A 19,398-nucleotide genomic window follows, 5' to 3' on the forward strand; every position below is an offset into this window, starting at 1 on the left:
GCAGACGCCAAGAGCATTAAGCGGAATAAAGAAGAAACTTTGAAGTTTATAATAAATACCGAGCACGGTTACGGATGCATCAGAGAATGACGCAAGAAGTACGTTCAGTCCGAGAATATATACAGTCCACAATGCTTGCATAATAATATTCGGCAGTCCTGCTGCATATATTTGTTTTACATACGGCAAAAATATATTTAATTTCGGCGGCTTATAAAATCCTTTAATACTTGTTATGGCGGCGGCGAGCGACTGACCTATGACAGTTGCAATAGCCGCACCTGCGACACCCATCGGTTTAATTCCAAACATTCCGAAAATTAAAATAGGGTCGAGTACGATATTTGTCAATGCACCGACAATCTGAGCAATCATAGGTGTTTTCATATCTCCTTGCGACTGCAAAATCTTTGTCCAAGTGCTTTCAAGGAATATTCCCAAGCTGAAAATTCCGATTATTCTACCATATGTAATAGTATACTCATGTACAATTTCAGATTCTGCCGAGATTAAGGCATACGGTTTTATGATGAAAAATGAAATCAAAGCGAATATGAACCAACTCACAACAGCCATAACAGTTCCTATTCCGGCGGTGTTAATCGCTTTGGAAGTTCGCTTTTGACCGTAAAACCGTGCCATAACGGTATTGACGCCGACACCTGTTCCGACTGCAACGGCACATATCAAAAGTTGCATAGGGTATATTACAGAAAGTGCCGTCAGTGCGTATCCTGAGAATTTACCGATGAAAAAACTGTCTACTATATTATATAAAGATTGAATAAGCTGTGCCAGCATAACGGGCGGCGCAAGCTTAAATAAAATTTTCATTGTTTTTTCGGTACCGAAATACTGATTATCCGAAGGTGCTTTACTCATACATATGCTCCTTTGTATATTTTTTGCATATCAAGTATAGCACCTTTCAAAGTGAATTGCAATAAAAAAGCACCGAACAAAGTTTAATTTATTCAGTGCTTTTTTATTTCAAATGAAATCTTCGATAACATCTCTTAAATGATGTAATGAAAGTTCGTTTTCATTACAAACATTCACAAATTTTTCGGCGTCATCCTTACATGGAAAAACATCTGAAACAAAAGTTATTAGTTCGTGAGCCTGTGTATTATAAGCACCTATCCCATAGGTGATGTATTCTCCCATACATAAATCACACATTTTTTCTTCAATCACTCCGTAGTTTACCATTTTATACTTCTCCTTTTATCCTTTTGTATGATGAAATTATAGCATAAATAACCGTAGAAATATGAATTTATTGAAAATGAAGGTGTTTACGATGAATTTGACAAAAAATACATATTTGTGGTATAATTATGATAGAATAATTCCTTGTGAGGTGAACACAAAAAGTGGATATTGCAGTTTGTGATGACAATCTAAGTGATAGGGAAATAATCCGTCAGCAACTAAGTATCTATTTCTCAGATAAATTTATTGAATACAATGTTGATAGCTATGAAAACGGCGTTAATTTAATTTATTCGATAGAAGATGGAGAGTATTATGATATAATATTTCTTGATATGTATATGGACAAGTTAAACGGAATACAAGTTGCGGAAAAGCTTAGAAATATGAATTATAAAGGTAAGATTATATTTCTTACCGTAACGTCAAAATATGCGGTGGAAAGTTATGACGTTGAGGCGAGCGGCTATTTGGTTAAGCCGCACGATATAGATAAAATCAGCATGGTACTTGACAGAGTGCTGAGCAATTATGAAAATGTGCATACATACCAAATAAAAAAACGCAATTCCGTAATTCAAGTGTTGTACAGTGAGATTGAATATATTGAGAGCAGTAATTCAAAATGTATTCTTCATCGCACAGACGGAAACGAGTACACAATATATAAGAAACTTAATGATATTGAGGAAGAAATAAATCATAGAGCGTTTTTGAGATGTCATCAGAGTTATCTTGTTAATATGAACAAGATAGAGAGTGTTGAGAATGATTTTACAATGAAATCGGGCGATGTTGTGCCGATAAGAACTCGAAATTTGAATGAAATAAAAAAAGAATACTATAATTATATTGAATACAGAGGTAATATTGCAGGAACAACCAAGAGACTGAAAGTTTTTTATGATAAAGTCGGAGGTGATTTTGAAGTAGTCAAAAGAAGACTCATTGATGAAAAATATGTTGTCCGCTTTGTACAGTGTTTCAAAAACGATACCGCTTTTAATGAATTGAAAAAGGCTTTGAATGAAGAATTGTATGAAAAAGCGTATCTTTGTGCGCATACTCTGAAAGGCTCGTCAGTAAGTCTTGATTTTGGAAAACTTTATAAGGCAAGTTCGGCTCTTACGGAAACTCTTTATAACATTAATCATAATGGAGAAGATTGTGATAAAATTTTGATTGATAAGCAATTTGGGGAAGTTGCAAAAGAATATAAAAATGTTATTAATAGTATGCAAATAATAGAAGAAGACTGACATTGTATTAAAATCTCGTTTAATGAACTCAATATAGTTCTGCATAAATATAGTTCTAAGAGGCTATATTTTGTTTTTGTACAAAAAAATATCCGAACCAAAGTTCGGATATTACAACTTGTGGTACACCATCGGTCGGACTTGTCGAACCTGTCGATGCAAGTAACGCGTCAACGTAGCTGTCTATGTCTACACTGTCATTTGGTTTTGACGGTGTAAGATTGAATATGTATAATACTTTGTCGTTCCATAGGTATTCACGATACAACACCAAATTTATTAATTTCTGCCGTTGTTCTGTCGTCTTGAAATCATCAACATCTATATTTTTTAAAAATCTTTTAAATGCAGTAGCGTTAAAATTATTTTTTTCCGATTGTTTAACAATCAATTCATATTTTAATTTTTCTTTAACATTTTCCAAATCGTTTAGGCGTTGTTTTGTTGACGGGGTAAAAACACCGTTTTCGATTGCAGTCAGCAGATTGTTTATTTTTCTGTCGGTATCTTCAATTTGTGTTCGTAATGTGATTAGCTCCGCTGAATTATTTTCGGCAGTTTCTGACGCCTGTATGGTGTCTACAACAGAATTTATAATTTCGTCATTCAGAAAATTGTTTAAAATAAATTTAATAGTATTATTTTCAATAATATCTCTCTGAACGGTTGTTTTAGGGCATTTACCACCTGTTTTATTGACGGAACATTTATAATACGTATATATTCTATTCTGATGATTGCGGCCACTTTCGCCACGGATTGGGTTACGGCAGTAACCACAAAACAATTTACCTACCAATATATACTGTTCTCTTGCGATCCTGCCCGTACGTCTTTTTGCCTGTAACTGAATTTGTACACGGTCAAATAATTCATCAGATATTATGCGTTGGTTTTCGTCGTGCAATTCCAAATCGCCGTATGTATATGAACCTGTATATCGGCGGCGGTTTAAGATTTTTCGTAAATATTGATTTTTAAACAAATTGCCGTTTGACGTCCTGTAACCGTGACTATTCAGCCAATCGCATATGTCCTTGTTTATCATACCACCGGCGTACATTTCAAATATTTTTTTGACAACGGGGGCGGTATGTTCATCTGGTACGCATATATTATCAGATGTTTTTTTGTAACCGTATGGAATCAATCCGGTAGCCTTGAATTTCAACGCTGTTTCACGCATACCTCTTGAAACTTTCTGCGATAGGTCTTTGCTGAAATATTCGGCGAAACCCTCTAAAACACTTTCCATTAATGCGCCTTCGGGGGTGTCCTCAATGTGTTCCATTACAGAAACGACTTTGACGCCGTTCGAGTTCAATTTCTGTTTGTTGACAGCACTGTCATATCTGTTTCGTGCAAAACGGTCCAATTTCCATACTATTATGACATCAAAACCGCCTGTTGCACTATCAGCAATCATTTGTTGAAATTGCGGGCGGCGGTCAGTTGTTGCCGACATTGCACGGTCGATATATGTATCAACGATATAGTAGTTATATTTTTCTGCGAACTTTTCACAGTCCGCAAGCTGACCCTCAATGCTCTGCTCTGTTTGATTACTACACGAATAACGTGCATATATAACAGCCCTTTGCACTGAATTTTTAGTTTTTTTCATAAAAATAACACCTCTCAACTTGATTTTTAATCGGTGTTATGGTACAATATATATGTTTTTAATTGGTGTACCATAACACTACACTATTTCCCCGACTGTTAGTAGCAGTCGGGGATTTTTTATTTTCAACCTATTTTTTGTGAATCGGAAGAATATAAATCTTTTTTATATTTGTCTTTGAGCATATCTATTGTTTGTAATATGTATTCTTGCCCTTGCACGGATAAATTTCTAAAAGTGTTTAGTAAATAATTTTCATTTTCATTTAATGTATCGTTATTATTAGTATTATCATCAATTCCCATCATTACATTGACAGAAACGTTAAGAGCGTCACATATTTTAAATAAACTATCAATATCAACCGAATTGGTACAACTTTCCCAAGATGATATTGTATTGTGTTTAACACCAATTTTTTCAGCAAGTGTTTTTTGTGACATCTTATTTTGTTTCCTATAGAATAAAATATTTTTTGCTACTATAGTTTTAATATCATTCATAATTCATATTGCCTCCTGTCCTAATTAGATAATAACACAGTCAATTCAAAAAATCAAGACAAATTTTCATAAAACGTGAAAATATTTTCAAAAAACTATTGACATTTCATAAACTATGAAATATAATATACCCATAAACTTCATAAAACGTGAAAATTGAAAGGCGGTGAATGTAATGAGTGTTGGAAAAAACATAAAGATGTATTTAGAATCGAATGGAATATCACAGAGTTTTTTATCAGAAAACACAGGAATTCCAAACAATACATTAAGTAATATGTTGAATAGCAAAAGAAGAATTACGGTAGAAGAATACTTCAAAATATGTGAAACATTAAAAAAACCGTATGACTTTTTCAAGAAAACAGCCTAAGCGGCGGAAAGGAAGTAGGAGTATGGAAATAACACAAAAAAATGTGCAAATAGCTAAAGATATTTTAAAAATAATGAATGAACAACAATGCACGGTTGCAGAGGCAAATGATATTTTAGCATTTGTGAGAAATCAAATATATACCACAACAACCGTGCAAGCTACAATTAGCACAAATTTATCTGTCTAAAATATGTGTTATATCTGTCAACTGGTCATATTGTTGTGGATTGATGTCAGATAGCTTTGCAGCAATCAAACAGGTAAAAACATCAGCTCCAACTGCAATCCTATGTGTATGAAATACACAATCAGTTCGACAAAAATCATTAAGGAAAGGACATACTTTGTTTTCATTAGGCATTATAATCACCTCCATTCTACGGTGATTATAGCATAAGTTTACAAAAAATACAAATAGAACAGCCTAACGAGGCGGAAAGAAAGTAGGAGAGAGAATGAACATTTATAAAGCAGTTAAGAAAGCAAGAAAACGTAAACGTTTTATAACACGAAAAAAATACATAAGAACGATGTTAGCCAATGTAAAGATAAAGCCTACGAATAGTACAGGATGTTGTATAGTTTTCAAGAACAACAAGTCCTCCACAAGTCGTTGGAATCCGTCCGCAGAGGACTTAGCCGCAAAAGATTGGATTATCGTGGATTAAATAAAAGGTATCATAGATTTAATCTTAGAGATATAGTCCATAATGGTATCTACATTGTTTTTAAAGCGATTTTCCATATAAATTATAGCTTTGTCGCTAAGTACAGCTTCATACACAATATCATCGGCGAAGAAACAATGTAGTAGTTCTGCTCTATGTAGTTCACGACAAGTAGCGTCAACATCTTCAACAGACCAATTAGGAAAGAGTTCTTTCTGTATTTCTTCAGAACCTCCCATAGAGGAAGCTTGAATTTTATTCATACCGTTTGAACGCTTTTGAAGATATGCTTTGTACAAAGAGCAAATAAGATAATCAGAATCTTTAGTTATTTCAATATCCATATATAATCACCTCCATTCTACGGTGATTATAGCATAAGTTTACAAAAAATACAAATAAAACAGCCTAAAGAGGCGGAAAGGTGGGAAAAGAAAATGAAAGAGTATAGCAATTTAGCGGAAATAAATACGGAAACGATACCGAATACAGTTATAAGTGATTTGGCGTCATTATTATATGAAGTATTTTGTGAAAAAAAGCAAAGCCAAGAAAAAACGGCATAGTTGAAATAGTTTCGCAGGCAGATACGAACCGCCCGAATGGTAGCCCCCCTTAATACATTTTGAAATTTTAATGAAATCTGATAGGGCGGTTCCTATGTGCCTGCGAACAACGAAAGGAACGAAGATATGAAAAAAATTAAGCCAAGAAAAGTAAGAGGAATGCTGAAAGAGGGCAACACGTTAAAAATTAAAATCAAAGCGGTGGATATTCCGAGAGATAAAAACGGAATGCCGAAGTTAAAGGAGATAGGATAATGTACGACAAATACATACAACGAATAGACCAATTAAATGAACAGGGCAGGTGTTTGGCCCTACAAATGTTGGACGATTTACTGTCCAACAAGAAAAATCGCAAGGACTACGAAAGTCCGCGACAGAAGTTTTTGCGCGAAACGGATGAGGTTTTAGCATTGGTGAACCGTGAAAGCGGAGCAACGGTCAATGCCAAAAAGGTATTGCCGTTGTTCAAAAAGAAAGTGTCGGCGATATGAGAAGAAAAACATATAACAGTCAATGTACTGTCTGCGGGCAGTGGTATATGACATATGTTGACCCGAAGAATATACCGGGGGCGGTAACACCGACAGGCGGTTTTATCTGTCAGAAATGCAGACAGGCGAAACAGCCTATAACACACCGAACGCCACCGCCCAAAACGGTACAAATGTCAATCGACGAATTGACACAAAAAAAATAGTGGTTCAGCCAAACCACTACTTTTTTAAATACTATATGTGATATAAAGATACCCACATATCTATTATATCATATATCGAAAAAATAGGCAATAGCAAAAAACAAAAAAACCTTGATTTTTCAAGGTTTTATAACTTGTTTAAGTAATTAATTTTAGGACGAAAGCAGATTAAGATATATGGCATACATAGAAAAAACTATCATTGCAGGGGAACACATTTTCAAAGAAAAAAGTTTCTCCGCAAGATACGGTAAAAAGAATATTCCAAGAGGTCCGAATTGGAATGAATGTTCAGAGGTTCAACGGCGAAGAAATGAGTTGTTGAAGAAAAAACGCATAGTGTGGAATATCTGTACAAATTTCAAAAAGTCGGATTGGTGGGTGACATTAACATACAGACGTACGGAACGTCCCGATAGTATGGTAATGGCAAAAAAACAACGCAGTCGATTTATTCGCCGATTGCGTGAAAAGTTAAAGAAGAAAGACATACCGTTGACATATACCGCAATGACCGAACGCGGTGTCAAAGGTGGGTTACATCATCATTTTATAATCAAAAATGTATTTGACATAGGTATCATTATAAGCCTATGGGAACACGGAAAGGTGCATATAGAAAATATATACACTGATTCTATGTATGATTTGGCAATGTATTTTGTAAAAGGCGACAGCGAGAAATCGGAAAAAGATTTCACAAGTAGTCGAAATATGAAAAAACCAAAAATCAGATACAGAATAATACAGGCCGAGAGGTGGACAAGCACACCGAGAGCAAAAAAACACTACGAGATAATACATAGGTTTGACGGGTTCCACGATTTCAGTGGTTTCCCGTACCAAGAGTATGTAATGGTACGGAGGTGTTGAAATGATAGACGGGTGTAACGGTTGCAAATATGAAAACACGCCGTGCATAATTCGGATATGCGGGAACGCACCGAGAGCAACGGCGGACGATATTAAATCATTTGAAAAATGTGTAATGTTAAACAAAATGAAATTAAAAAAGAGAGGTAGAAACTATGGAACATATGACAGCGGAACAATTTCAAACGTTGGTAAATGAAAATGAGAATACCAACGGTGAGCAAGTTTTGAGAAATAAAGTGAGTTCTGCAAGGGGCAGAGCATTTGAAAGCCTGTTAATGCGCGGGTGCAACTATTACCGTCAACGCGGTACGGCAATTATTAACAAGGTGAACGAGCCGTACATAGTTACAAAGAAAACCACAGGAAACAAATTCAGCGGCAGATTTACAGGCAGAGCCGAGCCGGATTTCAAAGGGGTTCTGTACGGCGGTCGTGCTATTGCGTTTGAGGCAAAAAGCACGCAAAAAAGCCGTATACAAAGAAATGCGGTAACAGATACGCAAATGGAGTGGCTAAGAGAACAGAAGGATTTTGGAGCCGTTACATTTGTGGCGGTAAATATACAGGATAAATTTTATTCGGTTCCGTTTGATGTGTGGGACGATATGAAAAACATTTACGGCAAAAAGTTTTTAATGCCCGAAGATATTGCAGGTTACGAAGTAAAATATGACGGGGCTGTCCGATTTTTAGAGTATGAGGACGGCACAAGAGTTGAGGGGGTATAAAAATGAGTAAAGAGAAAATATTGCCATTGGTATTAATAGTTCTACAGGGTGCATCAGCTATACCGTATACAATTACAGGTGATTGGCGACACACAATATACTGGATTGCGGCGGCGGTGCTGAACATTGCCGTAACATTTTGACAGGGGGCGACAGAATGAATTTAGAATACATACTGAAATTATGCAAGAAAAACCGTCAAATAATACTACTGTCATACGGCGGATATAAATTTCTATCCGAGGGTCACGTAGCGGTTATGGTGCAAGGAATTTGTCCGAAATGGACGGTTGATGATTATTTTACCGCAATAGGCGGTGACAATGAGGTCAAAGATATTTTTACATTGACAGATAACACAGAAAAACCACAACCGATTATTGATGTTGACGAATTGAAAGAGTTACAGCCGTTAAAATATTCGTTAACTTCCGGCAAACAAACATACAAAATGTTTGTTATGGCAGACGGAAAAATAATGATAATACAGGAAAAATATTTAGACGTTTTCCGTGATGAATTTGCGCCGGAATATTATTATCGAGATAATCCGTTAGAACCCAATGTATATGTGGTTGTATCGGGTATATGCGTTGGGATAATAATGGCAATGTATTTCGATATGCAACAGTTGGCAGATTTCGGTGGAACTCTGAGAGAGGGTTTCAAACGAAATTTGAAAGACGGATTTTTAGATATGGGCGGTCAAATGGAACTGACAGATTAAAAAATCCCAATCGATTGAGAAGAAAGAGAGGAAAAACAATGATAGACGAAGTCATAAAGCAGATAGAGGAGCAACAGAAAGGGCAAGAAAATACACCGCCATATTATGTAGGTGAGCAGTTGAAAGAGATCATCAGAAACAATCCACAGGCGGCGGAAATCGTCGGACAGGATTTGAAAGTGAAAGAAATGAGCATTGTTGAATGTGAGAAAAAGATTAAAAAATATGCGGACGAGCATAGAAAAAATAATTTTGCGTGTGTAACACCGCAACAGGCAGAAAAAATAATCTGCGAATTTTACGGTATTAATCAGCCGAAATCTACTGAAAAGATAGTCAGTATTGCAGATTTGCTATAGGGGGCGGTAAATATGTGTGATATAAATATGGCCGATTTGGTAACGAACGAACCGCCCAAAGGTTTGGCCGACTGGTGCAATAAAAAAAGAAAAGTGAATTTATTAATATACAAAGTTGGGTACTATTATGAGCCGTTGGAGGACAGACGAAAAAAGTGTGTTGAATGTAAATGTACCGCCTGCGGAGCGGTTACACTGCAAGAATACATAAAGGAAACTGCCCCTAAAAGCCGAATAGGATTTATCCATTCAGAAACAGGTGAAGAAATATTCGGCAATAAAAAAACAACGTGTCCCGAATGTGGTAAATCGGTAACAGCCGAACACGTCAGCAGTTTCGGCAGTCGAAACGGAACTGTTATAGAACGATACTGGCCCGTTACATTCCATAATGTCAACGGAAATGTTGCCGTATTGCAGTGGTGCGGTGAACGTCGAGTTGATAGAACTGGCAAAGATGAATTGAATATATATCAATATTCCGGTGCGGTATTTTCCAAAACAGAAAAAAAACGACTGACAGGGTTTTATTCAAACTACTGGAACAGGCAGTGTTTCATAGGGAAATGGGAAACACGGAAAACGTTTGCGGACAGGGTGGAAGACGTGTGTATGGCGGAAATATATCAGCCGGAAGAAATTCCAAATGTGCTGAAAGGCACGTTCGCTGAAAATTCAAAATTGGACGTGTATTTGAAGTGTTCAGATACGACATATCCGGTTACATATCTGCGATTATATCAACGTTATCCGAATGTTGAAAATCTGATAATGAATGGGTTAGGTGGATATGTCAACAAATTGATACAATCGTCGACGTCGTATATCAAAACCACACCAACGTTGAAAAATTTCAAGGGGTTAAAACTGAAAAAAGCAAAACCCAATGAAATTTTAGGTATCAGCAAAGAGGCACTGCGGTGCATAAAACAAAATGAGTGGGATAGCAGTAAAATTGACCTGTATGTACATACACATACGCAGGGTGTAACGATACAGAATATTGATAGAATTGTACATAAATACGGTTCACGAATTGAACCGCTAATCGGAACAGGTGCCGACATACCGAAAACAATGCGTTACATTGAAAAACAAAACAAAAATTTAGAGGACGCAGTAACATATTACAACAGGGTGCAGTACATTGTTGACTATTGGAATATGTTGCGGAAAAACGGTCATTATACGACCGATACGGACATTCTATATCCGCAGAATTTAGTAAAATCGCATAATGATGAACAACGCATTATGCAGATTGCTGCAACAAAAGAACTGGAGAAAGATTTCAAGAAACAATATAACAAACTAAAAAAATATTGTTTCACCTGCGGCGGTTTATCAATACACCCTGCCGAAACAGAAATTGAAATGATAGACGAGGGCAGAGAGTTACATCATTGCGTAGCGACGTATGCTAAACGTCACGCGCGCGGTGAGACGGCTATATTTTTTATCCGTCATATAAATGAACCGGATAAACCGTATTTTACATTGGAATTTGATTTTAAAAATATGTGTGTCAGACAAAACAGCGGATTACGGCACTGCGCGAGAACGCCGGAAGTCGAAAAATTTGAAGAAAAGTGGGTTGAGTTCGTCAAGAACACAGCCGGAGTGAAAAAAGAAAGGAAAGTAGCATAATGGAAAATAAAAACGAGATAATCGAGGCGGAATACAGAGAGATTGAAAGTTGTGATTTACCAACAATCACGGCAGAAATCAAATATATTTCAAAAAGTATGAACAATATGCTATTGCAATGTTTAATAGAAATCGGTAAAAGATTTGCAAAAGCTAAAACACTGGTACAATACGGCAAGTGGGGCGAGTATTGCGAAAAATACACAGGCTATAAGCAGGCTATGGCTGAAAACTACATAAAAATTTACAAGGAATACGGTGCAGACCAACAGAGGCTATTTGGAAATTTTGAAAATTCTGAATCAATTAAGAATCTGGGAGTAACAAAATTGATAGAGCTAACAGCAATTCCGGCTGATGAGCGAGAACAGTTCGTTGAAGAAAACAACATAACAGAGGAAACCACCGTTAAACAACTGCACAAGTTGATACAGGAAAAGACTGACGCACTGGACAGAGCAGAAAAAAAGCAAGCAGTGGCAGAGAAAAAGTTGGAAGAACAGATAAAGCAGAGCGAACAGGCGGCGGAAGATAAGCGATTAATGATTGAACGCCTGCAAGCGGAGTTAGACATTAGAAATGCGGAGCCTGCGACGGTTCCGCAAGACGAATTAGAAAAGATGATGAAAGAGGCTGACGAAAACGCTAAAAAATCATTGCAAAAAGAGATTGACCGTCTGACAGAGGAAAAGGAAAAAGCAGAACAGGCGGCGAAAAAGTCGAAAGAAAAATATAAAAAGCTGAAAGACGAGGTATCAGCAGAAAAAGAAAAGGTTGACGCGGCGGAAAAAGAAAATGCCGAGTTAAAACAAACTATTGAGAAACTGCAAAAAGAATCACAAGTCGGCAGTAATGAAAATATGGTTAAATTGCAGATGTGTTTTGAACAGGCACAGACCGCAATTATAGCGGTTAAAACCGCACTTGCGGCGGTTGAGGGGTCGGAGAAATACGACAAATTATTTGCGGCGGTAAAAGAAACGTTGAAAGGAAAGGTGGAAGAAATATGAACCGAAAAGAAACAACCGAGTTTTTGAGTAATTTACTCATTGAAAGATTATCGGGTAGGGGTAAATACTACGCAAGCGAAGTTACACTTGATCATAGTGGTGGAAAAGGCGAAAAAAAACGTGTTGATTTTATACAATTCGTGCCAAAAAATCAAAGCACGAGTGGAATTGAAAAAGGCGAGTTTGTTTTTTACGAAATCAAGAGTTGCAAGGCTGATTACCATAGCGGCAACGGCTTAAATTTTGGTGGTGACAGAAATTATGTTGTCACAACAATGGAAACATATAAACAAATTAGGCGTGAAGTGCCATGGAGCGTAGGGGTATATGTGGCGTGCCCCGAGAGCAGAGAACCCACAGATGAGTTTAAAAGTCCGACACCAATAGATGATAAAACGGTAGATTGGACGTTGAAAATTGCAACAGTGGCACACCCAAAGGACCGTCAAAGGTCAATGTCGCAGTTATTATTTTATATGCTAAGGTCGGGAAAGTGAGGTACAGTAATGACGGTACAAGAATTACAAGAATTTGCGAACGAATTAATTGAAGTTGGCAAGGGCGATTATATGGTGTATGCGGGTGAAGGATATTCATTTGTAACCGAAGACAGTATAGACGTCGACGACAGAGCAAAAGAAATCACAATATATTGAGAGAGGAAAAAAGAAATAAAAAAAGATTGATAAAAGAGGAGGCCCAAAAATGCGAAAGACATATTGTTCAGTATGTGGAAAAATGATGAACGAAAAAATCGACGAAAACAGTGGTAAACCATTTAAAATACAAATGTGTTCTGTTTCCTGTATCAACGAGGCGTGGCATAATGTCACCGAGGCACTGAAAAAAGGTGTACGTCCCGAATGGGTGTACATCTGCAACGGTGAACAACCGCAACCACAGTCACGAAGTAACAATAAACGGTATATATATCACAACAGAATTGTGTTTTTGCAAAATCAAGGGTTCACGATTAAAGAAATCAGCGAAGAATTAAATATCGCGGTAGCAACGGTATACGGTTCACTAAAACAGTACGGAAACAAAATGATATAAAAATTAAAGTAAGGAGGAAATTAAATGAGAATAATTACGGACAAAAAAGACCGTTTCGGAAATTTTCCGATATGGTTTAACAGTCACAATTTGCGTGACATAAATGACTATCTGCAAAGTCGGTATGACGGATTCAAATTTGCAATTATAATTGACGCAAGCAAAGGAGAATGTGGACCGTTAGAAAAACCGTTACCGGTGTATTTTATGGGCGATATAGCCGAAGAAGTGGCACAGGAGGCGTATAAGAAATTGATTGACAAGTCAGAGTATGACAAGTTGATGGAGCTAAAGAATGAACATCAGCACGGGTATAATGCTACTAATATGGACCCTGTTGATGAATTTATATGTTCGGTATGCGGTTTCGGTTGTATAGATTATTTAGAAATCGGGTTAGATAACGACAGTGATGATATTCAGTGGTACAGAGGATGTGAATTTTATTACTGCCCGCACTGCGGGGCAAAAATAGATAAATCCGCAAAAAGAAATGACGGAGGTAAAGAATGAAATACAAAACAAAACCGTGTGAAATAGAGGCAGTGCAATGGGAAGGGCATAACCTTGATGAAATTATAAAATTTACAAATGGATTGGACAAAACTATTATCCGTGTAGAGGGCTTAGAGCCTGTTATATTTATATCAACATTAGAAGGCTATATGAAGGCAAGCGTCGGCGATTACATCATAAGGGGATTGCGTGGGGAATATTATCCTTGCAAACCCGATATATTTCACAAAAAATACGAACCGTGCGAATAAAAGGAGTAGAACAATATGAGAAAATATAAATCAAAATTTATGAAACCATACATACGAAAATTAAAGGCGGGTGATTTGAAACGCATAACGTCACAAATGACATTTCAAGCATTGTTAAATGAATGTATTATCGATTATGCACGTCAGTACAAAAAACAGGTTTATGTACTGACGTTTGCCGGAAGTCGCGATATTTTGGATGTCAGTATGAACAAAAAAAGTTAAGAAATTCTATTGTTGCGATTGATACATCAAACAGAGAATATAACATAATACGGAATTCGTGGAAACGGTCAATACAAAGAATGAAACAAAATGACAGAAGAAAAAACGGAGGAAATCAATGAAAAGATTAATCAATCCAAACCGCCGGCAGAAACTATTTCTTGCCGAACACGGTTTAAAATCGGAAAATTGGAAAATTGAAAAAGAAACACCGGAATATTTGTATATAGTCAGTAAAAACGGACAACACAGGTTGTTAAACAAAAACTAAAAATCGCAATCGATTACGGAACAGGGGGCATATCATTGACGCAAAAAGAATTACAGGAATACAGAAAAATAATGCGAAATGCAGAGAGTATTGAATATCAAATACAGAAATTGCAGTCGCAAATCAATAAAGTGACGGCAATAGTCAATGATATGCCACGCGGCGGAAAGTCAACCGATAAATCCGAATTGATTTGCAAATTGATTGATTTACAGGAACAATATAAAACAGAATATTCAACGGCGGCGGAAAAGTTGAAAACAATCGAAACTGCGATTGCGAAGTTGTCGGATCCACAGGAACAGGCGGTACTGCGATATAAATACATATTAGGACTGAATGAAAACAAGATATGTCAGAGAATGCACTATGAACGTTCCCGAATATATCAAATACATAAATCAGCATTAAAAAAAATTGCGAATTTTTAAAAGAGTGGACTAAAATGGACTATATTCTGTGGTATTATGATAACGTGAAGAAATTCACAATAGGGTTTTCTCCTTTTTTTCTTCTATCAATCGAGAACCGCCGTAGCGTGTAAACGGCGGTTTTTGATTGCAAATTTTTAAAGGAATGGGGACGTTGAAATGGAACTGTTACAATTAGTTGAAAAATTCAAGAGTGTTTTCAGAATAGAAAAAATTGAAGATGTTGTTGATGAATTAAAATCGACATTGTTAAATGCGGAAAAGTGCCGAAAGCTATGCGAAGATTGGATTTTAATATGTCCCGATTTAACAATAGATTATATGCAAATGATATTTCAATATTATTTTGCCGACCGCAAGGAAAAAATGCAAGACTACACACCGAAAAGTCTTGCGGTAGCAGTTGCAGAGTTATCAAAAACCAAAGATGAAAAAAATTGTTTAGATTTGTGTGCGGGAAGTGGAGCATTGACAATCCAAAAATGGAACGAAAATAACGATTTAAAATTCATATGTAAAGAATATGATAGTCGTGTTATTCCGTTTTTGTTGTTTAATTTGGCAATTAGAAATATTGACGCCGAAGTTATTCATTGTGATGTATTGTCAGATGAAATTTTTAAAACATACAGGACACAAAAAGGCAATAGATTTGCAACTGTTAAAGAGATAACTAAGAGCGAATTTAAAGCTGATTGTTGTATATCAAATCCACCGTACAATATGAAATGGGAACAGCCGGTATTTGCACAATTACAGAATAGATTTTCACAATGCGAAGTGCCGCCGGAAAGTAATGCGAATTATGCGTTTGTATTGACTGCGTTAGATGAGATTACGGGCAAAGCAAGTTTTATATTGCCGAATGGGGTTTTAAGTACAGACAACCAAAAGGAAAAGCAAATAAGACAGTATTTAGTTGAAATGAATTTCATAGAAAGTATAATTGTATGTCCGGATAAAATGTTTGAAGTTACGTCAATACCAACGTGCATTATAACATTTAATAAAAATAAACAGCATTCGACAGTAGAAATGATTGACCTACGACAGCGGTATGAAACAGAACAGCGAATGCAAAACGGGCAGTTTGGCGGCAAAAGTCACACTAACAGGACATACGCAAAAGAAGTCAAGGTTATATCTGAAAGTCAGATACAAGATGTATTGATACAGATTGAACAGTACGGAAACATAGCGGGTTACTGTAAGGCAGTAAGCATTGAAGAAATAAAAAACAATAATTATGTATTGGTGCCAAGCCGATACATAGAGTTTGAGAATATAGAAAATGCACATAGACCGTACAACGAAATAGTTGCGGATATTAACAGAATTATAACTGAAAAAAATACTTGTAAACTAACAATAAACGAAACAATCGCCAAGTCTTTAGGATTTGACATTGAGCTGTTTAAGCAGGACAACAGTACAAATAATGATTTTTCAAAATTGACAGAAAAAATATGTGGCGAAAAGATTGTTAAAAATGATTATTTCAAAACAACCAAAAACAAAAATGAAATAACATTCGCAAACAACAGCAAAGAAAATATTTCAAGTATTCTTATGATGATATTTAACACGTGGAAACAACACATATATTATCTAAACGTTGAAGAAAACAGATATTTAGCAGAACTTCGGGACGCACTGTTGCCGGAGCTGATGAGTGGCAAGATAGATATAGGCGACATATAAGCGGCGGAAAGAGGTGATAAACAATGAGAAAGAGCTGTCCGTATTGCGGACGTATTCACGACGTTATGTACAAATGTCCACAGGCAAAGCGTAGGCAGAGCCGGAATAAAAAAACGTATGAATATGACAGATACAGAAATACAATTTCGTGGCAACGCAAACGCAACGAGATAAAAGAACGTGATATGAATATGTGTCAAATATGTGTGCGTGGATTATATAAATACGGCGCACGTCAATACAATACGAACGGTATCAGTGTTCATCACATTGTACCGCTGAAAGACAATTACGAACTGCGAGATGAAAACAGTAACTTAATCAGCCTTTGTGAATGTCACCATAAAATGGCAGAAAGCGGCGAAATTCCGAAAAAAGTATTGCAGAAAATCGCATTGGAGCAGGAACAGACACCCCCCGGCCATTAGAATTTTTTCGGCTGGGGGATTTGTACAGGAAACAAGGGGTATAAGCACGCAAAAAATTCCCAAAATGAAATTTTAAATTAAAATTCAAAAAATACGAGAGGTGAGGGAGGTATGGCACGACCGGCGAAATCGGTAAAAACACAATCACGACACAACACAAAATCGGAAGAAAAACAACGTCAAGAAGTCGAAGAGAAAATTCGCGGGAAAGCTGATAACCTCCGACCTCCGACGTATTTGTCGAACAATCAAAAAAAGATTTTCCGAAAGATAAAAAAGGAATTGGACGAGAGCGGAATTTTGAGTAATTTGGACGTGTATATTTTAACTCAATTTTCTATTGCAGTTGACCGATTACAGGATATAGAACGCAAAATAAATGATGATTTTTCATTGATTTTTAATAAAGATTTTATGGCAAGTAAGGACAAATACACAAAAGATTTGTACCGTTGTTGTAATGAATTGTGTCTGTCACCGCAGGCACGAGCAAAGATAGGCAGTTTAAATTTAACGGCGAGCAAAAACAAAGAGGACCCGCTGTTAAATGCACTGAAAGAGGCGAACGAATATGATGGATAGAGAACACAAAGCGTATAGATATGCGCAAGACGTTTGCGACGGAAAAATCAACGCGCCGAAATACGTCAAACTGCAATGCAAAGAATTTTTGCAAATTGCAGATGAGCAAGACAACGAGTTTTGCATATCAAAGAAAAAAGTTCAACTGATAGACAAACTATTAAAATTAATGATTATGCCGTCGGGAATGGCAAAAAATCAAACTGTATACGAAAGTCTTGCGGGTTTTCAGTTCTTTCTGATTATCTCGGTATTGTGTACGGTATACAGGGGAAATAAAAATAAACGAAAATATGAAACAGCATTATTGGAAATATGCCGAAAGAACGGTAAGACAATTATTATCGGCGTCATTTTCATACTGCTGTTTTTTTGTGAACCGAAATTTTCAAAGTTCTATTCGGTCGCACCGGACGGAACATTGTCAAGAGAAGTGAAAACGGCAATCCGAGAGATTATATTGTCAAGTCCTGCATTAATGGATAGGTTCAAAATTCGTAGGGATGATATTAAATGTCTGCTGAATGAGAATGTATATATCCCGTTGAACTATTCCAACTCAAGACTTGACGGACGTCTGCCAAACGCATTTTTGGCGGACGAAGTGGGAGCATTACCGAACCCGTATGCGATTGAGGCAATGCGTTCAGGACAGTTGACAATACTGAATAAATTAGGCTGTATCATTAGCACTAAATACCCGACGTTCGATAATCCGTTCGAGGACGAAGTACAGTATGCAAAAAACGTTTTGGACGGAGTAATCAATGACAACAAAGTTTTTGCGTTGCTGTATGAACCGGACAACACCAAAGAAGATGAATGGATGAGGGACGACGGAATATTGGAGCAGTCCAATCCGTTAGCGTTAGAAATCCCAAGCATAATGAAAGATTTGAAAGACAACAGGGAACGTGCTATACAAATGCCGAGCCGCCGTGAAAATTTTGTTACAAAGCACTGCAACATAATTTATCAAGGAATAGGAACTGAAAGCTATATTGACGTTGCAGACGTAAAGGCGTGTCGATTAGAGAACGGCGAGATTGATTGGACCGGATTAGACGTTTATATTGGTGTCGATTTGGCGGAAACAACAGATAACTGTGCCGTTGTAATGGTGGCATATGTTGACGGAGTGGTTTATTGCGAGCCACTGGCATTTATACCCGAGGCACGGACAGACGAAAAAAGTGCGACGGAACGTGTGGATTACAGGCATTTTATAAAACAAATGCAGTGCGTGGCGTGCGGTGACAGAGTTGTCGATTACGCGGTTATTGAAGAATATGTAATGAAGATTGAAGAACAGTACGGCGTCAAAATCATTGATATTGGATATGACCGACGCAATGCAATGTCGTCGGCACAAAAATGGGAGCGTGCCGGCTATAACGTGACGGAAGTAGAGCAACACTCACGAACTTTGCACGCACCGACAAAACTGTTAAAGGAATGTATTTTAAACCACCAATTTTTATACAAGGCAAACGAATTGTACGAAATCAATTACCAAAATGCAAAATGTACAGAAGATACGAACAAAAACAAGTACGTCAATAAAAAACGTTCTGCGGGCAAGGTTGATATGGTTGTCGCTACAATCATAGCCGTGTACATAATGCAACAACACGAAATTTTCGACACCGGATTAGATTGGGGCATACAAACAGCATAAG

At 36.9% G+C, this 19,398-nt stretch carries 34 protein-coding genes; 28 read left to right on the top strand and 6 right to left on the bottom strand.

The features are described 5' to 3' along the window. Nucleotides 1–882 (bottom strand): MATE family efflux transporter (locus tag ACLTU0_RS02385; RefSeq protein WP_412321249.1); only part of this gene is annotated, 882 nt, incomplete at its 3' end. Between the two features lie 108 nt (nt 883–990). Then, nucleotides 991–1,212: a DUF6514 family protein gene (locus ACLTU0_RS02390; RefSeq protein WP_118446914.1), complete on the bottom strand. Its 222-nt coding sequence runs from the start codon at nt 1,210–1,212 to the stop codon at nt 991–993. 164 nt (nt 1,213–1,376) lie between these two features. Here ACLTU0_RS02390 and ACLTU0_RS02395 point away from each other — a divergent pair, with 164 nt between their 5' ends. Next, the gene (locus tag ACLTU0_RS02395; RefSeq protein WP_412321251.1) at nt 1,377–2,474 is read left to right on the top strand and encodes a LytTR family transcriptional regulator DNA-binding domain-containing protein; all 1,098 of its coding nucleotides are present in this window, start codon (nt 1,377–1,379) and stop codon (nt 2,472–2,474) included. Between the two features lie 55 nt (nt 2,475–2,529). On the opposite strand, the gene ACLTU0_RS02400 is transcribed toward ACLTU0_RS02395, so the two are convergent. Then, a complete protein-coding gene (locus ACLTU0_RS02400; RefSeq protein WP_412321253.1) occupies nt 2,530–4,098 on the bottom strand; it encodes a recombinase family protein in 1,569 nt (522 codons plus the stop codon). A 125-nt stretch (nt 4,099–4,223) separates the two neighbouring features. Further along, on the bottom strand, nt 4,224–4,601 hold the full coding sequence (locus ACLTU0_RS02405; RefSeq protein WP_412321255.1) for a helix-turn-helix domain-containing protein: 378 nt from the start codon (nt 4,599–4,601) through the stop codon (nt 4,224–4,226). Between the two features lie 175 nt (nt 4,602–4,776). Here ACLTU0_RS02405 and ACLTU0_RS02410 point away from each other — a divergent pair, with 175 nt between their 5' ends. Together ACLTU0_RS02410 and ACLTU0_RS02415 are read left to right on the top strand one after the other, a co-directional pair. Further along, entirely contained in the window at nt 4,777–4,974 is a 198-nt protein-coding gene (locus ACLTU0_RS02410; RefSeq protein ID WP_412321256.1) for a helix-turn-helix domain-containing protein, read from the top strand. A 22-nt stretch (nt 4,975–4,996) separates the two neighbouring features. Then, complete coding sequence (locus tag ACLTU0_RS02415) at nt 4,997–5,164, top strand: hypothetical protein (RefSeq protein WP_412321257.1); 168 nt, start codon at nt 4,997–4,999, stop codon at nt 5,162–5,164. On the opposite strand, the gene ACLTU0_RS02420 is transcribed toward ACLTU0_RS02415, so the two are convergent. After that, complete coding sequence (locus tag ACLTU0_RS02420; protein WP_412321258.1) at nt 5,153–5,338, bottom strand: hypothetical protein; 186 nt, start codon at nt 5,336–5,338, stop codon at nt 5,153–5,155. The two genes, ACLTU0_RS02415 and ACLTU0_RS02420, sit on opposite strands and share 12 nt — an antisense overlap. Nucleotides 5,339–5,432: 94 nt before the next feature. Between ACLTU0_RS02420 and ACLTU0_RS02425 the strand changes: the two genes are divergently transcribed. Further along, nucleotides 5,433–5,645 (top strand): MW1434 family type I TA system toxin, encoded by a 213-nt coding sequence (locus ACLTU0_RS02425; RefSeq protein ID WP_412321259.1) that lies wholly within the window; start codon nt 5,433–5,435, stop codon nt 5,643–5,645. Here ACLTU0_RS02425 and ACLTU0_RS02430 read toward each other — a convergent pair. Beyond that, nucleotides 5,642–5,989: a hypothetical protein gene (locus ACLTU0_RS02430; protein ID WP_412321260.1), complete on the bottom strand. Its 348-nt coding sequence runs from the start codon at nt 5,987–5,989 to the stop codon at nt 5,642–5,644. The genes ACLTU0_RS02425 and ACLTU0_RS02430 overlap by 4 nt on opposite strands. A gap of 93 nt (nt 5,990–6,082) precedes the next feature. On the opposite strand from ACLTU0_RS02430, the gene ACLTU0_RS02435 reads away from it, so the two are divergent. The 24 genes from ACLTU0_RS02435 (at nt 6,083) to ACLTU0_RS02550 (ending at nt 19,397) form a co-directional block, all read left to right on the top strand. Then, complete coding sequence (locus ACLTU0_RS02435) at nt 6,083–6,211, top strand: hypothetical protein (protein ID WP_412321262.1); 129 nt, start codon at nt 6,083–6,085, stop codon at nt 6,209–6,211. A 126-nt stretch (nt 6,212–6,337) separates the two neighbouring features. Beyond that, complete coding sequence (locus tag ACLTU0_RS02440; protein WP_412321263.1) at nt 6,338–6,466, top strand: hypothetical protein; 129 nt, start codon at nt 6,338–6,340, stop codon at nt 6,464–6,466. Beyond that, nucleotides 6,466–6,705 carry a hypothetical protein gene (locus tag ACLTU0_RS02445; RefSeq protein ID WP_412321265.1) on the top strand — a complete coding sequence of 80 codons (240 nt, stop codon included), beginning with the start codon at nt 6,466–6,468 and terminating at the stop codon, nt 6,703–6,705. The genes ACLTU0_RS02440 and ACLTU0_RS02445 overlap by 1 nt, the downstream gene beginning before the upstream one ends. Next, nucleotides 6,702–6,911 carry a hypothetical protein gene (locus tag ACLTU0_RS02450; protein ID WP_412321267.1) on the top strand — a complete coding sequence of 70 codons (210 nt, stop codon included), beginning with the start codon at nt 6,702–6,704 and terminating at the stop codon, nt 6,909–6,911. Before ACLTU0_RS02445 ends, ACLTU0_RS02450 begins: the two co-directional genes overlap by 4 nt. A 177-nt stretch (nt 6,912–7,088) precedes the next feature. Beyond that, complete coding sequence (locus ACLTU0_RS02455; RefSeq protein WP_412321268.1) at nt 7,089–7,784, top strand: hypothetical protein; 696 nt, start codon at nt 7,089–7,091, stop codon at nt 7,782–7,784. Between the two features lies 1 nt (nt 7,785). Beyond that, on the top strand, nt 7,786–7,983 hold the full coding sequence (locus tag ACLTU0_RS02460; RefSeq protein ID WP_412321270.1) for a hypothetical protein: 198 nt from the start codon (nt 7,786–7,788) through the stop codon (nt 7,981–7,983). Beyond that, complete coding sequence (locus ACLTU0_RS02465) at nt 7,940–8,515, top strand: Holliday junction resolvase RecU (protein ID WP_412321272.1); 576 nt, start codon at nt 7,940–7,942, stop codon at nt 8,513–8,515. The genes ACLTU0_RS02460 and ACLTU0_RS02465 overlap by 44 nt, the downstream gene beginning before the upstream one ends. Nucleotides 8,516–8,517: 2 nt before the next feature. Next, complete coding sequence (locus ACLTU0_RS02470) at nt 8,518–8,658, top strand: hypothetical protein (protein WP_412321274.1); 141 nt, start codon at nt 8,518–8,520, stop codon at nt 8,656–8,658. Nucleotides 8,659–8,672: 14 nt separating this feature from the next. Continuing rightward, a complete protein-coding gene (locus tag ACLTU0_RS02475) occupies nt 8,673–9,242 on the top strand; it encodes a hypothetical protein (RefSeq protein ID WP_412321275.1) in 570 nt (189 codons plus the stop codon). 38 nt (nt 9,243–9,280) lie between these two features. Continuing rightward, entirely contained in the window at nt 9,281–9,601 is a 321-nt protein-coding gene (locus ACLTU0_RS02480) for a hypothetical protein (RefSeq protein WP_412321276.1), read from the top strand. A 12-nt stretch (nt 9,602–9,613) separates the two neighbouring features. Further along, nucleotides 9,614–11,248, top strand: coding sequence for a PcfJ domain-containing protein (locus tag ACLTU0_RS02485; protein WP_412321277.1), 1,635 nt, complete (start codon nt 9,614–9,616; stop codon nt 11,246–11,248). Beyond that, nucleotides 11,248–12,258, top strand: a complete 1,011-nt coding sequence (locus tag ACLTU0_RS02490) for a DUF3102 domain-containing protein (RefSeq protein WP_412321279.1) — start codon at nt 11,248–11,250, stop codon at nt 12,256–12,258. Before ACLTU0_RS02485 ends, ACLTU0_RS02490 begins: the two co-directional genes overlap by 1 nt. Next, a complete protein-coding gene (locus ACLTU0_RS02495; protein ID WP_412321280.1) occupies nt 12,255–12,755 on the top strand; it encodes a hypothetical protein in 501 nt (166 codons plus the stop codon). The genes ACLTU0_RS02490 and ACLTU0_RS02495 overlap by 4 nt, the downstream gene beginning before the upstream one ends. Before the next feature lie 9 nt (nt 12,756–12,764). Further along, nucleotides 12,765–12,914: a hypothetical protein gene (locus ACLTU0_RS02500; RefSeq protein WP_412321281.1), complete on the top strand. Its 150-nt coding sequence runs from the start codon at nt 12,765–12,767 to the stop codon at nt 12,912–12,914. Nucleotides 12,915–12,963: 49 nt separating this feature from the next. After that, nucleotides 12,964–13,314: a hypothetical protein gene (locus tag ACLTU0_RS02505; protein WP_412321283.1), complete on the top strand. Its 351-nt coding sequence runs from the start codon at nt 12,964–12,966 to the stop codon at nt 13,312–13,314. 24 nt (nt 13,315–13,338) lie between these two features. Next, nucleotides 13,339–13,827, top strand: a complete 489-nt coding sequence (locus ACLTU0_RS02510) for a hypothetical protein (protein ID WP_412321285.1) — start codon at nt 13,339–13,341, stop codon at nt 13,825–13,827. Next, nucleotides 13,824–14,081, top strand: coding sequence for a hypothetical protein (locus tag ACLTU0_RS02515; protein ID WP_412321287.1), 258 nt, complete (start codon nt 13,824–13,826; stop codon nt 14,079–14,081). The genes ACLTU0_RS02510 and ACLTU0_RS02515 overlap by 4 nt, the downstream gene beginning before the upstream one ends. Before the next feature lie 15 nt (nt 14,082–14,096). Beyond that, a complete protein-coding gene (locus ACLTU0_RS02520) occupies nt 14,097–14,306 on the top strand; it encodes a hypothetical protein (protein WP_412321288.1) in 210 nt (69 codons plus the stop codon). Nucleotides 14,307–14,424: 118 nt separating this feature from the next. After that, nucleotides 14,425–14,577 carry a DUF6906 family protein gene (locus ACLTU0_RS02525; RefSeq protein ID WP_412321290.1) on the top strand — a complete coding sequence of 51 codons (153 nt, stop codon included), beginning with the start codon at nt 14,425–14,427 and terminating at the stop codon, nt 14,575–14,577. A gap of 35 nt (nt 14,578–14,612) precedes the next feature. Further along, nucleotides 14,613–15,008 (top strand): DUF1492 domain-containing protein, encoded by a 396-nt coding sequence (locus ACLTU0_RS02530; RefSeq protein WP_412321292.1) that lies wholly within the window; start codon nt 14,613–14,615, stop codon nt 15,006–15,008. Nucleotides 15,009–15,167: 159 nt separating this feature from the next. Beyond that, entirely contained in the window at nt 15,168–16,709 is a 1,542-nt protein-coding gene (locus tag ACLTU0_RS02535) for an N-6 DNA methylase (protein ID WP_412321294.1), read from the top strand. 23 nt (nt 16,710–16,732) lie between these two features. Next, nucleotides 16,733–17,137, top strand: a complete 405-nt coding sequence (locus ACLTU0_RS02540) for an HNH endonuclease (RefSeq protein WP_412321296.1) — start codon at nt 16,733–16,735, stop codon at nt 17,135–17,137. Between the two features lie 111 nt (nt 17,138–17,248). Further along, nucleotides 17,249–17,719, top strand: a complete 471-nt coding sequence (locus ACLTU0_RS02545) for a phage terminase small subunit P27 family (protein ID WP_412321298.1) — start codon at nt 17,249–17,251, stop codon at nt 17,717–17,719. Beyond that, the gene (locus ACLTU0_RS02550) at nt 17,709–19,397 is read left to right on the top strand and encodes a terminase large subunit (protein WP_412321300.1); all 1,689 of its coding nucleotides are present in this window, start codon (nt 17,709–17,711) and stop codon (nt 19,395–19,397) included. Before ACLTU0_RS02545 ends, ACLTU0_RS02550 begins: the two co-directional genes overlap by 11 nt. Nucleotide 19,398 lies beyond the last annotated feature (1 nt).

This window comes from Hominilimicola sp. (assembly GCF_046972485.1).
Classification (GTDB): domain Bacteria; phylum Bacillota; class Clostridia; order UBA1381; family UBA1381; genus Hominilimicola; species Hominilimicola fabiformis.

Bases quoted from the DNA above. Each gene is read 5' to 3' on its own strand.
- ACLTU0_RS02525 (WP_412321290.1), top strand. From the start codon at position 14,425: ATGAAAAGATTAATCAATCCAAACCGCCGGCAGAAACTATTTCTTGCC.
- ACLTU0_RS02540 (WP_412321296.1), top strand. From the start codon at position 16,733: ATGAGAAAGAGCTGTCCGTATTGCGGACGTATTCACGACGTTATGTAC.
- ACLTU0_RS02515 (WP_412321287.1), top strand. From the start codon at position 13,824: ATGAAATACAAAACAAAACCGTGTGAAATAGAGGCAGTGCAATGGGAA.
- ACLTU0_RS02495 (WP_412321280.1), top strand. From the start codon at position 12,255: ATGAACCGAAAAGAAACAACCGAGTTTTTGAGTAATTTACTCATTGAA.
- ACLTU0_RS02425 (WP_412321259.1), top strand. From the start codon at position 5,433: ATGAACATTTATAAAGCAGTTAAGAAAGCAAGAAAACGTAAACGTTTT.
- ACLTU0_RS02465 (WP_412321272.1), top strand. From the start codon at position 7,940: ATGGAACATATGACAGCGGAACAATTTCAAACGTTGGTAAATGAAAAT.
- ACLTU0_RS02535 (WP_412321294.1), top strand. From the start codon at position 15,168: ATGGAACTGTTACAATTAGTTGAAAAATTCAAGAGTGTTTTCAGAATA.
- ACLTU0_RS02475 (WP_412321275.1), top strand. From the start codon at position 8,673: ATGAATTTAGAATACATACTGAAATTATGCAAGAAAAACCGTCAAATA.
- ACLTU0_RS02430 (WP_412321260.1), bottom strand. From the start codon at position 5,989: ATGGATATTGAAATAACTAAAGATTCTGATTATCTTATTTGCTCTTTG.
- ACLTU0_RS02415 (WP_412321257.1), top strand. From the start codon at position 4,997: ATGGAAATAACACAAAAAAATGTGCAAATAGCTAAAGATATTTTAAAA.
- ACLTU0_RS02460 (WP_412321270.1), top strand. From the start codon at position 7,786: ATGATAGACGGGTGTAACGGTTGCAAATATGAAAACACGCCGTGCATA.
- ACLTU0_RS02420 (WP_412321258.1), bottom strand. From the start codon at position 5,338: ATGCCTAATGAAAACAAAGTATGTCCTTTCCTTAATGATTTTTGTCGA.
- ACLTU0_RS02450 (WP_412321267.1), top strand. From the start codon at position 6,702: ATGAGAAGAAAAACATATAACAGTCAATGTACTGTCTGCGGGCAGTGG.
- ACLTU0_RS02445 (WP_412321265.1), top strand. From the start codon at position 6,466: ATGTACGACAAATACATACAACGAATAGACCAATTAAATGAACAGGGC.
- ACLTU0_RS02470 (WP_412321274.1), top strand. From the start codon at position 8,518: ATGAGTAAAGAGAAAATATTGCCATTGGTATTAATAGTTCTACAGGGT.
- ACLTU0_RS02455 (WP_412321268.1), top strand. From the start codon at position 7,089: ATGGCATACATAGAAAAAACTATCATTGCAGGGGAACACATTTTCAAA.
- ACLTU0_RS02550 (WP_412321300.1), top strand. From the start codon at position 17,709: ATGATGGATAGAGAACACAAAGCGTATAGATATGCGCAAGACGTTTGC.
- ACLTU0_RS02500 (WP_412321281.1), top strand. From the start codon at position 12,765: ATGACGGTACAAGAATTACAAGAATTTGCGAACGAATTAATTGAAGTT.
- ACLTU0_RS02490 (WP_412321279.1), top strand. From the start codon at position 11,248: ATGGAAAATAAAAACGAGATAATCGAGGCGGAATACAGAGAGATTGAA.
- ACLTU0_RS02520 (WP_412321288.1), top strand. From the start codon at position 14,097: ATGAGAAAATATAAATCAAAATTTATGAAACCATACATACGAAAATTA.
- ACLTU0_RS02480 (WP_412321276.1), top strand. From the start codon at position 9,281: ATGATAGACGAAGTCATAAAGCAGATAGAGGAGCAACAGAAAGGGCAA.
- ACLTU0_RS02405 (WP_412321255.1), bottom strand. From the start codon at position 4,601: ATGAATGATATTAAAACTATAGTAGCAAAAAATATTTTATTCTATAGG.
- ACLTU0_RS02510 (WP_412321285.1), top strand. From the start codon at position 13,339: ATGAGAATAATTACGGACAAAAAAGACCGTTTCGGAAATTTTCCGATA.
- ACLTU0_RS02505 (WP_412321283.1), top strand. From the start codon at position 12,964: ATGCGAAAGACATATTGTTCAGTATGTGGAAAAATGATGAACGAAAAA.
- ACLTU0_RS02440 (WP_412321263.1), top strand. From the start codon at position 6,338: ATGAAAAAAATTAAGCCAAGAAAAGTAAGAGGAATGCTGAAAGAGGGC.
- ACLTU0_RS02545 (WP_412321298.1), top strand. From the start codon at position 17,249: ATGGCACGACCGGCGAAATCGGTAAAAACACAATCACGACACAACACA.
- ACLTU0_RS02410 (WP_412321256.1), top strand. From the start codon at position 4,777: ATGAGTGTTGGAAAAAACATAAAGATGTATTTAGAATCGAATGGAATA.
- ACLTU0_RS02400 (WP_412321253.1), bottom strand. From the start codon at position 4,098: ATGAAAAAAACTAAAAATTCAGTGCAAAGGGCTGTTATATATGCACGT.
- ACLTU0_RS02435 (WP_412321262.1), top strand. From the start codon at position 6,083: ATGAAAGAGTATAGCAATTTAGCGGAAATAAATACGGAAACGATACCG.
- ACLTU0_RS02390 (WP_118446914.1), bottom strand. From the start codon at position 1,212: ATGGTAAACTACGGAGTGATTGAAGAAAAAATGTGTGATTTATGTATG.
- ACLTU0_RS02485 (WP_412321277.1), top strand. From the start codon at position 9,614: ATGTGTGATATAAATATGGCCGATTTGGTAACGAACGAACCGCCCAAA.